Here is a 14029-nt window from a genome sequence, read left to right on the forward strand (position 1 = left end):
CCGCCATTGACCGGGGCGCGCGCCTGCCGCAGGACAAGGACATGACCGAACACGCCCCGCTCGCCGGCCCCATGTCGCCCCCGCTCTCGGGCGCGCCGCCGCGCTCCCTGGTGATCCTGCTGCACGGCTATGGATCGAACGGCGAGGACCTGATCGATCTCGCCGCCTACTGGCGCGCCGCCCTGCCCGACACGCTCTTCCTGGCGCCGGACGCGCCCCAGCCTTGTCCAGGAGCCCCCGGCGGCCGGCAATGGTGGCCCCTGACAAGCCTGACGCCCCAGGCCCGCGCGGCGGGCGTGCGGGTCTCGGCCGCGGACCTGAACGCCTATATCGACGCCCAGCTGGCCGCCCACGGCCTGACCGAGGACCGCCTGGCGCTGGTGGGCTTCAGCCAGGGCACGATGATGGCGCTGCACGTGGGACCTCGGCGCGCCAAGGCCCTGGCCGGAATCATCGGCTATTCGGGCATGTTGGCCGATCCGGACGCCCTGGCCGCCGAGGGGGTCACCAAGCCGCCGATCCTGCTCGTGCATGGCGACGCCGACGAGGTCCTGCCGGTCAGCGCCCTGCATCAGGCCCGGGAACGCCTCGACGCCCTCGGGTTCGAGGTCGACGCCCACGTCTCGCCCGGCCTCGGCCACGGCCTCGACGACCAGGGCCTTAAGCTCGGCGCCCGATTCCTGGCCAGCCGCCTGACCTGACGGCGTCGCGAAGCTCGCTACGCGAAGCATATCCCACGAACGCGTCTTTGCCGGCCATATAGGCGAATTCAGCTCGATACTCTCGCATCCCGACTGTACGGTCTCGAGTCAGGGGGCGGGCTTGGGGCTGGCGATGGGCTAGTCAGGTCGCACGGGGGTGTTGGCATGACGATCCTGAACGGCGCCGGCGCGCCGAACGCCGACGATGGCGCGGACGGTGATTTCTGGATCAACATCACGGCCTGGTCGATCTTCGGCCCGAAGACCGCGGGAGCGTGGCCGACCGGCGTAAGCCTTATCGGCCCCGGCGTCGCCGCTCAGGTTGCCTACGACGATACGGTGACGGGGCTCGGCGTCGACAACGTGCAGGACGCGCTCGATGCGATCTGGACCCAATCCCTCGGGCCCCAGGACGACTTTTCCAATCCCTTCAACTCGGGTCTCGGCCTGATCATCGGAGCCATCTGAGATGTCCCTTTTCGCGCGCAAGTTCCGCTCCGCCGTCGGCGAATTCTTCTCGATGTTCGTCGGGACCCCCGAAGGCAATTCCGTTCCGCTGCAAGCCATCGCTCTCGACGAAACCACCCCGGTCGACAACGATCACCGTTTCCCGGTCAACGCCCGCATCGAAACCGAGGCCGGCGCGGCGCTGGCTTACGCCGACGCGGGCGGACTGCCGGAGGGCGCGACGCCCCTGCACGCCACCAGTGGCAATAAGGCCAATGCGATCGCGACCGCCACGCTGCCCGGCAGCGCCAACGAAACCGTTTGGTTGAACAAGGTCCACATCACCGCCCTTGGCGCTACGGCGGGCAGCGCGGCCAGTCTCACGATCACGGGCCTGGCGGCCGGCTCACCGTTCGCGATTCCGTTCTCCGTGCCGGCCGGTGTCAGCGCGAGAGCGGACCAGGCCTACCCCTTTGATCAGCCTTTGAAGGCCGCGCTGGGCGCCGACATCGTCATTACGCTTTCCGCGCTGGGCGCTGGCAATATCTGCGCGGGCGTCAGCGCCTGGGGCTTCCGGGTCTGATGCGCGCATTCCGACCCTACAAGCGCCCGAACAAGGTCTTGCCGGCCATGACGTTCAATGCGGCGCTGAACATCCCGACGGGCGCGACGCAGGGAACGCTGCTGGCGACCCTGACAAATCCATTCCCGGGAGAGACCCTGACCCTCGACCCGGACGACGGTCGACGCCAATGGGTCGGCAATCAGCTCCAGGTCGGCCCGACTCCGGGCGCGCTTTCGGATGCTTTCAACCTGGTGCGGAGCCATCCCTGGGCGGCGACGCCGACCGTAACCTCGGTGGTGGCGAATTTCGGCGGCCTGCCAAGGTTTCAGGCGGCGCTCCGCGATGCGATCGCCGGCGCCAGGGGTCCGGTCCGGATCGCGGGATTTGGCGATAGCAAGCTGCGCGGCAGCGGCGCGGGGACGGGAACGTTCTTCAACACTGGCGCCGCGATCGTTTGCAAGCTGGTGATCCTCGCCAAGGCCTTGACGACGGCTGGCCTTCAGACCAGCTGGAGTTCGGTCTTTGGCAACAGCAACTTCAGCAATCTGCCGGGCTTCAAGGATTTCGACCCGCGCATCACGGGCGCGAGCGACTGGACGCTGACCGCCACGAAGTCGCTAGGCGGCTTCATGTGGACGACGACGACCGCCACGTCGCTGGTCTTCACCCCGCAGACGCCGGTCAAGACGCTTGAAGTTCACACCCTGCTGACGGGCGACGACGGCAGCTTCACGATCACCCGAGGGGCCGACCCGACCCCCTTGGCGACGGTCGTGCCGCCAACGCCCGTCGCCGCGGCGACCGAACTGATCACCACGGTGGATCTTGGCGCTCCGTCGACGGATCCGATCCAGATCCAACGGATCGGCGGCGGCGCCCTGGCCGTGATCGGTCTGGACGGCTATGGCCCCGACGACAAGGTGCGGATCGCGAACTTCTCGGTCGGCGGGGCCAAGTCGGCCGACGCCATCGTGAGCGACACGGGTTACGCGACCCTGACCGCCGCCCTCCGCTATGCGCCCGACCTGGGCGTCATTAATCTGGGCGCCAACGACGTGGTGACGACGTCCGGCGTCACCACGGCCGCCTATCTGGGCCGCATCCAGACCCTGGTCACGGCGCTGAAGGGCGCTGGGGCCGATGTCATCCTGACCTGGCCAGCGATTTCGACCATCGCTTCGAACGGAACAGAGGCCCACGTCGCCGACTTCAAGGACGGGCTGAAAGCGCTCGCCGCGACCAACAGCGCCGTCTTTATCGACGAAACCGTCCTGCTTGGCGGGCGCGTCGCGGCGACGGCGGACGGAAGGTTCGTCGATGGAGTGCATGACTCGCTTGCGGCCAACCAGATCGAGGAGAATCCGCTCTTTGACCTGCTGTGGTGGGCATACGTCAATCGCGGCTAGGCTTAAGACGACATTGGCACCACGCTTCGCTGGCGGCCCGGAAGGGACTCGAACCCCTGACCTTCGCTTTAGGAAAGCGCTGCTCTATCCTGCTGAGCTACCGGGCCGCGTTGCGCGTGCTTCGGGTCCATAGCGCAAGTTTCCGGGTGTGCGAACCCCGGGGCCGCAAAGCGCCGCCGAGGGGATGAGAATGACGCTGCTGCGACCGTTGAAGACGCTCTACGTCCAGGTGCTGATCGGCATCGCCCTGGGGGTTCTGGTCGGGGCGCTGTGGCCCGACGTGGGCGTGGCGCTGAAGCCGCTGGGCGATGCGTTCATCAAGCTGGTCAAGCTGGTGATCGCGCCGGTGATCTTCCTGACCGTCGCCAGCGGCATCGCCCACATGGGCGACATCAAGGCGTTCGGCCGGGTGGGCCTGAAGGCCCTGGTCTATTTCGAGGTGGTCTCGACCCTGGCCCTGTTCGTGGGCCTGGTGGTCGGCCACATCCTGCATCCGGGCCACGGCTTCAACATCGACCCCAAGGCGCTGGATCCCAAGATCGCCGCCGGCTACCTGGAAAAGGCCCATCACGGCGAGGGGCTGATCCCCTACCTGCTGCACCTGATCCCCGAGACCTTCTTCGGCGCGTTCGCCGAGGGCAACCTGCTGCAGGTGCTGGTGATCGCCATCCTGACGGGCTTCGCCTGCACCCGCATGGGCGAGTTCGGCGACCGGATGGCCGCCGGCATGAGCGACCTGGCCAAGCTGTTCTTCGGCATCATCCACGTGGTGGTGAAGCTGGCTCCGCTGGGCGCGTTCGGGGCCATGGGCTTCACGATCGGCAAGTACGGGATCGCCAGCCTGGTGCAGCTGGGCGCCCTGGTGGCCACCTTCTACGTCACCGCCATCATCTTCGTGCTGGTGGTGCTGGGGGCGATCGCCTGGGCCAGCGGCTTCTCGATCCTGAAGTTCCTGGCCTATATCCGCGAGGAACTGCTGATCGTGCTGGGCACCAGCTCGTCGGAAAGCGCCCTGCCCCAGCTGATCGAGAAGCTGGAGCGGCTGGGCGCGCGCAAGTCGGTGGTCGGGCTGGTGGTGCCCACGGGCTACAGCTTCAACCTCGACGGCACCAACATCTACATGACCCTGGCCACCCTGTTCCTGGCCCAGGCCACCAACACCCACTTAAGCTTCGGCCAGATGGCGGCCCTGCTGGGCGTGGCGATGCTGACCTCGAAGGGCGCCAGCGGGGTAACGGGGGCGGGCTTCATCACCCTGGCCGCCACCCTGGCCGTGGTGCCCGACATCCCGATCGCCGCCCTGGCGGTGCTGGTGGGGGTCGACCGGTTCATGAGCGAATGCCGGGCCCTGACGAATTTCGTCGGCAACGGCGTGGCCACCCTGGTGGTCGCCCGCTGGGAAGGCGCGCTGGATCGCGACCGATTGTCGCGGGAATTGGACCAGGGTCCGAACGCCTCCCGCCTTGAAGTCATTGAGGATCTTCCCGCCGACTGACCAAGGTAGCGTTACCCTCAACGTAAACGACAGCGCACGGACGAGCGTTAACCACAGGCTCCACCTTGCCGCGACTTGGCTTGGTGTTAGGGTGAATTTCGGGGACACGCGTATTCGGGACACCCAAGAGTGCTAAACGTCGCGAACGCCGAGCGTTCGGAACAGGCTGATCACGCCGCCCTCATCACCCTGGTCGAAACGATCGAGGCGCTGTCGGCCACGCGGACGATCGAGGACGTCGCCGCCGTCGTCCGTTCGGCCGCCCGCCGCATCTCGGGCGCCGACGGGGTCTGCTTCGTCCTGCGGGACGGCGATCGGTGCTGGTATCTGGACGAGGACGCCATCGGCCCGATGTGGAAGGGCCAGCGCTTTCCCATGACCGCCTGCATCTCGGGCTGGGCGATGATCCATGGCCAGACGGTGGTGATCCCCGACATCTACGCCGACGACCGCATCCCCCACGACGCCTACCGCCCGACCTTCGTCAAAAGCCTGGTGATGACGCCGGTGCGGCTGAAGGATCCGATCGCCGCGATCGGCGCCTATTGGGCGGTCGGCCAGACGCCCTCGCCCGACACCGTGGTCAAGCTGGAGACCATGGCCCGGGCCACGGCGGCGGCGATCGAGAACGCCAACCTCTACGCCTCTTTGACCCAGGCCCTGGACCGGCGCACCTTCCTGCTGCGCGAGCTGGACCACCGGGTGAAGAACACCCTGGCCTCGGTGCAGTCGATCGCCCGCCAGACCCTGCGCACCGCCCCCTCGCCGGCCGACTTCGCTGAGTCGTTCGAGTCGCGGCTGATGGGCCTGTCGCGGGCCCACGAGCTGCTGACCCGCCAGGGCTGGGGCCGCACCGACCTGCGCGACGTGCTGGAGGCGGCGCTGGAGCCGTTCGGCGGCCTGGCCGATCCGCGCTTCACCGCGCGCGGCCCCACCGTGACCCTCACCGCCGAGACGGCCGTGGCGGTGCACATGACGCTGCACGAGCTGATGGTCAACGCCGCCAAGCACGGGGCCCTGAAGGCGGCCAGCGGCCAGGTCGGCGTGGTCTGGCGCGTCGAGCCGGTCGACGCCGTTCCCAGCCTGGTCCTGGAATGGGTCGAGCGCGGCGGGCCGCCGGTGTTCGTGCCCAAGCGCCAGGGCTTCGGCACGCGCCTACTGGAGCACGGCGTCGCCCGCGACCTGGGCGGCGAGGCCCGCCTGACCTATCAGCCCAAGGGCCTGAGCTATAGGCTGCGCGTGCCGCTGTCGGATCGCGTGGCCGCCGAAACGGGGGTTCCCGCATGAGCGACGCGCCACGCATCATGATCGTCGAAGACGAGGCCCTGGTGGCCCTGATGGTCGAGGACCTGCTGACCGATTTCGGCTGCCAGATCTCCGGCTCGTTCGGCGCGGTCGACGAGGCCCTGGCCTATCTGCAGGCCGCCGCCGTGCCCCCGCCGGAGCTGGACGGCGCGGTGCTGGACGTCAATATCGGCGGGACCATGGTGTTCCCGGTCGCCGAGCGCCTGCGCGCCGCCGGCATCCCGTTCGTCTTCGCCACCGGCTACGGCGCCCTGCCCCGCCCGGGGTTCGAGGAGATCGTGGTGCTGAACAAGCCGATCAATCCGACCTTGTTGAAGAACGCGGTCGAGGGGTTCGGCAAGGCGGCGTAGCGCACGTCGAACGCCCCCTCCGTCGGCTTCGCCGCCACCTCCCCCGTTTCACGGGGGAGGAGAACAGGCCCGCATCCTCCTCACCCGCATCGCGGGGGAGGTGGCGCGATGCGGATACGCATCGTGACGGAGGGGGCGTCCCTCCGCTTCAATAAGCCTTCCCGCCGTCAACATGCGACGTCCGGTCGCTGCCAGGACGCTCGCTAGAGCCTGCTATCGTTCCGGTTTCAGGATTCGAGCGGGTGCATGGTCGTCAGGGGGCGGATTTTGGCGGCGGCGCTCGCCGCGTTGCTGGTCGGCGCGTCGGCGGCCGCCAGCCTCGCCGCGCCCGCCCCCACGCCCGTCAGCCCCATCGACGCTCGCCTGGCCGCCGCCAAGGACGCCATGATGGGCGATCCGGGCGCCGCCCTGACCCTGTCGAGCCAGGCCCTGACCCTGGCCCAGGCCGACACGGGTCCGCATCGCGACGAGGAGATCGCCGCCGCCCAGTGGCTTCAGGGCGAGGCGCTGCTGCGGCTCAATCGCGCCAAGGAGGCCGCCCCCGTGGTCGCGGCCGGCCTGGCGACGGCCGCCGCCAAGGTTCCCAACACCAAGCTGCACGGCGACCTGGTCATGACCCAGGCCGCGCTGGAGGCCGAGCAGGGCAAGGTCCAGACCGCCCTGCGCGACTTCCAGGCCGCCTATCGCATCTTCGGCAAGGCTGGCCAGCCACGCGGCCAGGCCGTGGCCCTGCAGAACATCGGCTCGATCTACCAGGACGCCAACGACTATCAGAAGGTGCTGCACTATTACGCCCAGTCGGCCGAGGTCTATCCCGCCGACCAGCTGCTGGCGCTGAGCGCGGCCAACAACATCGGCAACGCCCTGATGTCGGACGAACAGTACGACCGGGCGGTCGGCGAGTTCGAGACAGCCCGCAAGATCGCCCAGCGGATGGGCAAGCCCCAGCTGGAAGCCCGGATCATGGCCAACCTGGCCATCGCCCAGGCGCACACCGGCCGTTCCGACGCCGCCAAGGCCCTGATCGACGACGCCCACGCCCTGTTGCGTCCGCTGCCCGACGCCCAGAGCGCCCAGCGCTCGGTGATGAAGGCCGAGGTCCAGGTCGAGCTGGCGCGAGGTCGCCCCGAGGCGGCGGCCCGGGTGCTGACGCCGCTGTTCGCGGGCGTCGACCTGAAGACCACCGGCCCGGCCGACGCCGACCTGCACGCGGCCGCCTACAGGACCTACAAGCAGCTGGGCGAGAAGGACCTGGCCCTGGCCCATCTGGAGGCCTTCAAGCGGCTGGACGACCAGGGCCAGGCCCTGGCCGCCTCGACCAACGCCGCCTTGATGGCCGCTCAGTTCGATTACGCCAACCAGGCCTCGCGCATCGCCCAGCTGAAGGCCGGCCAGCTGGAGCGCGACATCAAGCTGGCGCGGGCCCGCAACCTGATCGCCGCCGTGCTGCTGGCCGGCGCCGCCCTGGTGGTGGCCGTGCTGGCCGCCGCGATCGTCAGCGCGCGCCGCAGCCGCAACCTGGCCCGCGCCGCCAACGACCGCCTGCGCCAGGCCAACCAGCTGCTGGCCAAGGCCGTGCGCGCTCGCACCGAGTTCCTGGCCAACACCAGCCACGAGATGCGCACCCCGCTAAACGGCATCCTGGGCATGACCGAGGTGGTTCTCGCGCAGCCCGACCTGGATCCCAAGCTGCGCGACCGCGTCGCCGTGGTCAGCGCCGGGGCCCAGACCATGCGGGCCCTGGTCGACGACATCCTGGACATGGCGCGGATCGAGACCGACGGCGTCACCCTGAACCGCGCCGCCTTCGACCTGCCGAAGCTGGCCCACGAGGCCGTGCGGCTGTGGTCGGACAAGGCCGCCGCCAAGGGCCTGACCCTGACCTGCGACCTTTCCGCCGCGCCCGGCCGGATCGTCGAGGACGCCGGCCGCCTGCGCCAGATCCTGTTCGCCCTGCTGTCCAACGCCGTGAAGTTCACCGCCCAGGGAAGCGTGCGTCTGACGCTCTCGGTCGAGCCGGGGCCCGCCGGCGAGCGGCTGCGGATCCAGGTGGCCGACACCGGTCCCGGCGTGCCCGCCGACAAGCTGGCCGAGGTGTTCGAGCCGTTCGGCCAGGTCGATTCCAGCCGCACCCGCGCCCATGGCGGCGCCGGGCTGGGCCTGGCCATCTGCCGCCGGCTGGCCGACGCCATGGGCGGCCAGATCCGTCTGGACAGCACGACGGGCGCGGGCACGACCGTCACCGTCGACCTGCCGCTGGAACGGACCGGCGCCGGAGCCTCGGCCACGCCGGCCGCGACCCAGCCCGTCGCGACCTTGGCGCTCAAGGACTGCGCCCTGTTGTTCTGCGATCCCAATCCCCTGACGCGCTCGGTCACCGCCGCCGTACTGCGCCCCAAGGTCCGCGCGCTGAACGCCGTCGCCAGCCGCCAGGACGCCCTGGACGCGGCCCAGGGCCAGGCCTTCGACCTGGCGCTGATCGAGGCCGGCGAGCTGGGCGAGGCGCTCGGCGCGCTCCGGGACGCCCTGGGGCCGGCTCCGATCGCGGTGCTGCTGACCGCCGACGCCGACCATGAAGCCAGCCTGCGCGCCGCCGGCGCCGCCCTGATCATCCGCAAGCCGATCACGGCCGCCGGGCTCGTCGAGACCCTGTCCGGCCTGCTCGAAAATCAGGCGCCGGGAGATCAAGGCGTCAGGGCGATTGCCACGGCCTGAACCCGCTCTAAGCTGTAGCCGGGTTTCACGTCGAAGCCATCGCTTTGGAAAACCAAGGATTCTCCGCCCATGCGGGTGCTGTTCGTCGAGGACAATCAGATGAACCGCCGCGTCATCGCCGAGATGCTGCGGGCCGGGGGCGTGGAGATGGACGAGGCCGAGGACGCCCCGTCCGGCCTGGCGATGATCGACGCCAACGCCTACGATCTGATCCTGATGGACCTGCGCATGCCCGGCATGGACGGCCTGACCGCCATCCGTGAGATCCGCACGCGCACCGACGAAAAGGCTCGGCTGCCGGTGATCGTGGTCACCGCCGATGGCGGCTCGACGCTGGAGGCCGACTGCCACGCCGCCGGGGCCGACGACGTCATCCGCAAACCCGTGGACCTGTTGACCCTGTTCACGGTGATCGGCGACCTGATCGCCCGACGCGGCGAAGGCGAGCTGGTGCTGGGGTAGGGCCTAGCGCGCTCGGTGCTTGGTCCTCGCTCTCGCGCTTGTCGGCTACAGGCGGCCCGCTCAGAAACGTTTCGGCCCTGAAACACCGTAATTGACAATCATTCGCATAAAAACGTAGTTGCGACGCATTATCAGCGTCGGGGGTTCGCATGCGTTTTCAGCTTATGATGATCGGGGCTGTCAGCAGCCTGGCCTTGAGCACGGGCATGGCCCACGCGGCGGAGACGCCCCAGACGGCGACCGATCCCGACAACACCGTCGAGGCCGTGATCATCACGGGCGAAAAGGCCTCGCGCACGGTGCAGCAGACGGTGACCAGCGTGGCGGTGACCACCGCCGCCCGGATCGAGCGCGAGAACATCCGCACGCTCTATGACGTCGTCGCCCGCACCGCCAACATGAGCGAGACCTACGGCAAGACCGGCTTCACGATCCGCGGCATCAGCAACAGCAACGTCTCGGGCGGCGGCACCGGCGGCCTGTCCACGGTCTATGTCGACGGCGCGGCCCTGCCCGAAACGGCGGTCTATAGCGGCCCGCTGGAGATGTGGGACATCCAGCAGGTCGAGGTCCTGCGCGGACCGCAATCGACGCTGCAAGGCCGCAACTCGCTGGCCGGGGCCATCATCGTCCGCTCGACCGATCCCAGCTTCGACTGGGGCTTTCGCGCCCGCGCCACCGTCGCCAGCGGCGACGAGCGTTCGATCGCCGTCGCCGGCGGCGGCCCGATCGTCGCCGACCAGCTGGCCTTCCGCGTGGCGGCCGAGAAGAAGAAGTCCGACGGCTTCATCTACAACACGACCCGCCACGAGGACGTCGACGCGGTCGACAACCTCTATATCCGCGGCAAGCTGCTGCTGACCCCGACCGCCCTGCCCGGCCTGAAGGTCATGGCCACCTATGCGCACAACAAGCGCGACGCGGGCTATCTGTTCTCCTATTCGCGGACCGACACGCCCGACTATTACGACCACCGCCTCGACTATTCGAACGACCCCAACCACATGGCCGGCAAGGTCGACATCTACACCCTGGATTCCAGCTACAAGCTGAACGACCGGCTGACCGTGACGGGCATCGCCTCGTGGAACGAGGTCACCACCCGGGGCCAATTCGATTCCGACTACACGGCCGCCCGCCTCGCCTTCGGCGAGCGCAACCAGCACATCAAGACGTCCTCGCAGGAACTGCGGCTGAACTACGAGGGCGACCGGCTGAAGGGCCTAATCGGCCTCTATCACGCCAAGCGCGACACCGAGGACACCACCGCCAGCATCACCAACGTGGCCTTCCCCAAGGCGACCCTGGTCAGCGTCCTGACCTCGACCCTGCTGGCCGGCGTGCCCAACCCGACGCCGATCCAACAAGCGGGCGCCGCGGCCCAGGCCAACGCCTTCGCCAATCTCTATGTCGCCGCCCTGCCGGTCATCCCGGTCGACTACAAGGGCAGCCAGCCGGAGATCGTCCAGACCACGGCCCTGTTCGCCGACGGCTCGTTCGCCCTGACCCCCAAGCTGAGCGTGCTGGGCGGCCTGCGATACGACCACGAGGAAAACACCGGCCACAGCGTGCAGTCGGCGACCTTCGTCGGGACCTATCCCACCCCCGCCAGCTTCGGCCCCTACGCGCCCTACGTGACCCTGGTGAACCAGTTCGTCGGCAACATGGTCGCCCAGGCCAACGCGTCGGCGCCCGGCGACACGCGCAAGTTCAACGCCTGGCTGCCCAAGGTCGGCGTCAAGTACGACTGGACCAGCGACATCGCCACCAGCCTGACGGCCCAGCGCGGCTACCGCTCGGGCGGCCAGTCGGTCAACATCGCCCGCTCGACGGTCAAGCCGTACGACGAGGAGTACACCTGGAACTACGAGGCCTCGCTGCGCACGGCCTGGCTGGACGGTTCGCTGACGGTCAACGCCAACGCCTTCTACCTGGACTGGAAGGACCAGCAGGTGCTGGTCAATCTGGGCCTCAACACTTACGACTATCAGGTCGAGAACGCCGGCAAGTCGCACGACTACGGCTTCGAGCTGGAAGTCGCCCAACGGGTCGACGAACACCTCAGCTGGTACGCCTCGCTGGGTTACACCCGCACCAAGTTCGACGACTTCAACGTCACGGTCGGCACGACCACCACCGATCTGAGCGGCGCGGAATTCCCCTATGCGCCGCACTGGACCCTGGCCAGCGGCGTCGACTACCGCTGGGGTAACGGCTTTGTCGGCCACCTGGACGGCAACTATCGCAGCAAGGCCTTCTCGCAGGCCCAGGTCGACCCGACCGCCGCCGATGTGGTCAAGGCCCACGTGATGTTCAACGGCCGCTTCGGCTACGAGCGCGACCACTGGGGGGCCTATGTGTTCGGCAAGAACCTGCTCAACGCCACCTGGAGCCAGTACAGCCGCGAAGACGTCCCGCTGGCCCTGCTGAGCGAGCCGCGCGTGTTCGGCCTGACGATCGAGACCCGCTGGTGAGCGGGCTGCTGGCCCTGGACGCCTGGATCGGGCTGGGCCTGGCGCTCCTGACCCTGGGCGGCGCCGTCCTGCTGCGGCGGGCCTGGGCCGGGGCCAGCCCCCGGCGGCCCTGGCTGATCCTGGGCGGCTGGGGCCTTCTGGTCCTGGCGCTGGTCCTGTCGGTGTTCCTGCTGGGCGTCGCCCGTGGGCCGGCGGTCGTACTGGCCCTGGGCTCGACCCTGGCGCTGGCCCTGGTGGCGAGCGGCGTCGAGTTCCGCAACGCCCGCAAGAAGGCCGCGCGCGAACTGGCGCTGGAGCCCTCCGAGCGGCGGCGTATCGCCTGGCGCGGCTGGCTGCGCGGGATCCTGGCCGGTCCGCTGGCCGGGATCGCCGCTCTGGGCTGCGGCCTGGCCGTGGCGATCTGCGCGCCCGGCGCGGTGCAGAGCCGCATGGTGATCGGCGGCCTGATGGTGCCGTTCCTGTGGGCCGGCGGCATGGCCTGGACCCTGTCCGACGACAAGATCCTGCGCGCCACCGCCGTGTTGACCGGCGTCGCGGTCGTCACCCTGGGCGCGGCCTTCCTGAAGGGAGCCCTGTGATGGACGGCTCAACCAAGCCCGCCGGCAAGCCGATCTGGCCCAAGGTTCCGGCCGAGTTCGTGCGCGCCATGCTGGCCGGTCACTCGGCCCTGGGCCTGGCCTTCGCGGCCCTGATCTACCTGGTCTGCTTCTCCGGCTCGATCGCCGTCTTCACCCAGGAATACACTCGCTGGGAACAGCCGGCCGGTCCGGTGCTGCAAGCCGCCACGCCCCAGGCGGCCGACCGCGTCTTCCGCGAGGCCCTGGCGCACAATCCCAAGGCCCGCGACGTCTTCGTCCAGTTGCCTGAACCGGTCCGGCCGCGCCTGACCGCGCACCTGGACGACGCGACCGGAGCCGAACGCACTTTCGTCGCCGACGCCTCCGGCGCGATCGTCGGCGAGATGAAGACGCCCTGGACCGAGTTCCAGGCTGAACTCCACACCGTGCTGCACCTGCCGCGCGCCTGGGGCGGCTTCATCGTCGGGCTGACCGGCGTGGCGCTGCTGTCGTCGCTGATCTCCGGCGTGCTGTCGCATCCCCGGGTCTTCAAGGACGCCTTCGCGTTCCGCTGGGGCGGGTCCAAGCGCCTGCAGGAAGCCGACCTGCACAATCGGATCTCGGTCTGGGGCCTGCCCTTCCACCTGGTGGTGTCGCTGACCGGCGCGTTCCTGGGCCTGACGGTGATCATCGTCGGGGTGCTGGCCCTGGCCACCTTCAAGGGCGACACGACCAAGGCCTACGCCCTGTTCACCGGTCCCAAGGTCGCCGACGACGCCCGCCCCGCGCCGATCATCGACCTGACCCAGGTGCTGGCCACGCTGCGCGCAGCCCACCCCGAGGCCCGGACCACCTATCTGTTCGTCGAGCATCCCGGCGAGCGGGGCCAGCACGCCAGCGTCAGCGCCCTGACCCCCGGTCGCCTGTCGCGCGGCGAGATCTATGTGATCGACGGCGAGGCCAAACTGCGCGGCGCGGTCGGCTACGAGACCGGGAACCTCGGCCAGAAAGTGCTGTCGGCGATGACCCCGCTGCACTTCGGCTGGTTCGGCGGCTGGCCGGTCAAGATCGCCTATCTGCTGCTGGGCCTAGGCCTGACCAGCGTGACCTCCAGCGGGGTGGCCATCTGGCTGGCGCGCCGCCGCGACAAGGGACGGCCCGCGCCGCGCTGGGAACGGGTGTGGATCGCCTTCGTCTGGAGCCAGCCGTTCGCCTACGCCCTCTCGGCCCTGGCGGCCCTGATCCTGCCGGTGGCGCCCGTCATGGTCTGGCTGCTCGCCACCCTGGCGGCCAGCGCCACGGCCATTCTCTGGGCCCCGGCCGCCCTGTCGCTACGCCTGCGCGCGGCGACGGCGGGCCTGCTGGCCCTGACGGTTCCGGTCCATGTCGCCCTCAACGGCGGCCGGCTGGCCGATCCCGTGGCCTGGATCATCGACGCCGGCCTGCTGCTGACCGCCGTGCTCCTGGCCGCCAGCCTCTGGAAGCCGCGTCAAGCGGCGTGACGCCATGCGTGGTCGTCGTCCTTCGCTTCCCGAAACGAAAAACGCCCCCG

12 protein-coding genes and 1 tRNA gene are annotated in these 14029 nt (G+C 69.2%); 12 read left to right on the forward strand and 1 reads right to left on the reverse strand.

What is annotated here, in order from left to right; translation table 11 throughout:
- Window positions 1-41: 41 nt before the first annotated feature.
- From G3M62_RS20655 to G3M62_RS20670, 4 genes are all read left to right on the forward strand, one after another.
- Window positions 42-701, forward strand: coding sequence for an alpha/beta hydrolase (locus G3M62_RS20655; protein WP_165190438.1), 660 nt, complete (start codon window positions 42-44; stop codon window positions 699-701).
- Window positions 702-866: 165 nt separating this feature from the next.
- On the forward strand, window positions 867-1169 hold the full coding sequence (locus tag G3M62_RS20660) for a hypothetical protein (protein WP_165190439.1): 303 nt from the start codon (window positions 867-869) through the stop codon (window positions 1167-1169).
- Window position 1170: 1 nt separating this feature from the next.
- Window positions 1171-1731: a hypothetical protein gene (locus tag G3M62_RS20665; RefSeq protein ID WP_165190440.1), complete on the forward strand. Its 561-nt coding sequence runs from the start codon at window positions 1171-1173 to the stop codon at window positions 1729-1731.
- Complete coding sequence (locus G3M62_RS20670; protein ID WP_165190441.1) at window positions 1731-3119, forward strand: SGNH/GDSL hydrolase family protein; 1389 nt, start codon at window positions 1731-1733, stop codon at window positions 3117-3119. The genes G3M62_RS20665 and G3M62_RS20670 overlap by 1 nt, the downstream gene beginning before the upstream one ends.
- A 30-nt stretch (window positions 3120-3149) precedes the next feature.
- Here the strand turns inward: G3M62_RS20670 and G3M62_RS20675 are convergent.
- Window positions 3150-3226: transfer RNA gene (locus tag G3M62_RS20675), tRNA-Arg, on the reverse strand.
- A gap of 101 nt (window positions 3227-3327) precedes the next feature.
- On the opposite strand from G3M62_RS20675, the gene G3M62_RS20680 reads away from it, so the two are divergent.
- The 8 genes from G3M62_RS20680 (at window position 3328) to G3M62_RS20715 (ending at window position 13979) form a co-directional block, all read left to right on the forward strand.
- Entirely contained in the window at window positions 3328-4614 is a 1287-nt protein-coding gene (locus tag G3M62_RS20680; RefSeq protein ID WP_246263592.1) for a dicarboxylate/amino acid:cation symporter, read from the forward strand.
- Window positions 4615-4743: 129 nt separating this feature from the next.
- The gene (locus G3M62_RS20685; RefSeq protein ID WP_165190443.1) at window positions 4744-5901 is read left to right on the forward strand and encodes a sensor histidine kinase; all 1158 of its coding nucleotides are present in this window, start codon (window positions 4744-4746) and stop codon (window positions 5899-5901) included.
- Window positions 5898-6269, forward strand: a complete 372-nt coding sequence (locus G3M62_RS20690; protein ID WP_165190444.1) for a response regulator — start codon at window positions 5898-5900, stop codon at window positions 6267-6269. Before G3M62_RS20685 ends, G3M62_RS20690 begins: the two co-directional genes overlap by 4 nt.
- A 246-nt stretch (window positions 6270-6515) precedes the next feature.
- Window positions 6516-8984, forward strand: coding sequence for an ATP-binding protein (locus G3M62_RS20695; RefSeq protein WP_165190445.1), 2469 nt, complete (start codon window positions 6516-6518; stop codon window positions 8982-8984).
- Between the two features lie 69 nt (window positions 8985-9053).
- Window positions 9054-9446, forward strand: coding sequence for a response regulator (locus G3M62_RS20700; RefSeq protein ID WP_165190446.1), 393 nt, complete (start codon window positions 9054-9056; stop codon window positions 9444-9446).
- 149 nt (window positions 9447-9595) lie between these two features.
- Window positions 9596-11920 (forward strand): TonB-dependent receptor, encoded by a 2325-nt coding sequence (locus G3M62_RS20705; protein WP_165190447.1) that lies wholly within the window; start codon window positions 9596-9598, stop codon window positions 11918-11920.
- Window positions 11917-12498: a hypothetical protein gene (locus tag G3M62_RS20710; protein ID WP_246263360.1), complete on the forward strand. Its 582-nt coding sequence runs from the start codon at window positions 11917-11919 to the stop codon at window positions 12496-12498. Before G3M62_RS20705 ends, G3M62_RS20710 begins: the two co-directional genes overlap by 4 nt.
- On the forward strand, window positions 12498-13979 hold the full coding sequence (locus G3M62_RS20715) for a PepSY-associated TM helix domain-containing protein (RefSeq protein ID WP_165190448.1): 1482 nt from the start codon (window positions 12498-12500) through the stop codon (window positions 13977-13979). The genes G3M62_RS20710 and G3M62_RS20715 overlap by 1 nt, the downstream gene beginning before the upstream one ends.
- Window positions 13980-14029 lie beyond the last annotated feature (50 nt).

The sequence above is a fragment of the Caulobacter soli genome, assembly GCF_011045195.1.
Lineage (GTDB): Bacteria > Pseudomonadota > Alphaproteobacteria > Caulobacterales > Caulobacteraceae > Caulobacter > Caulobacter soli.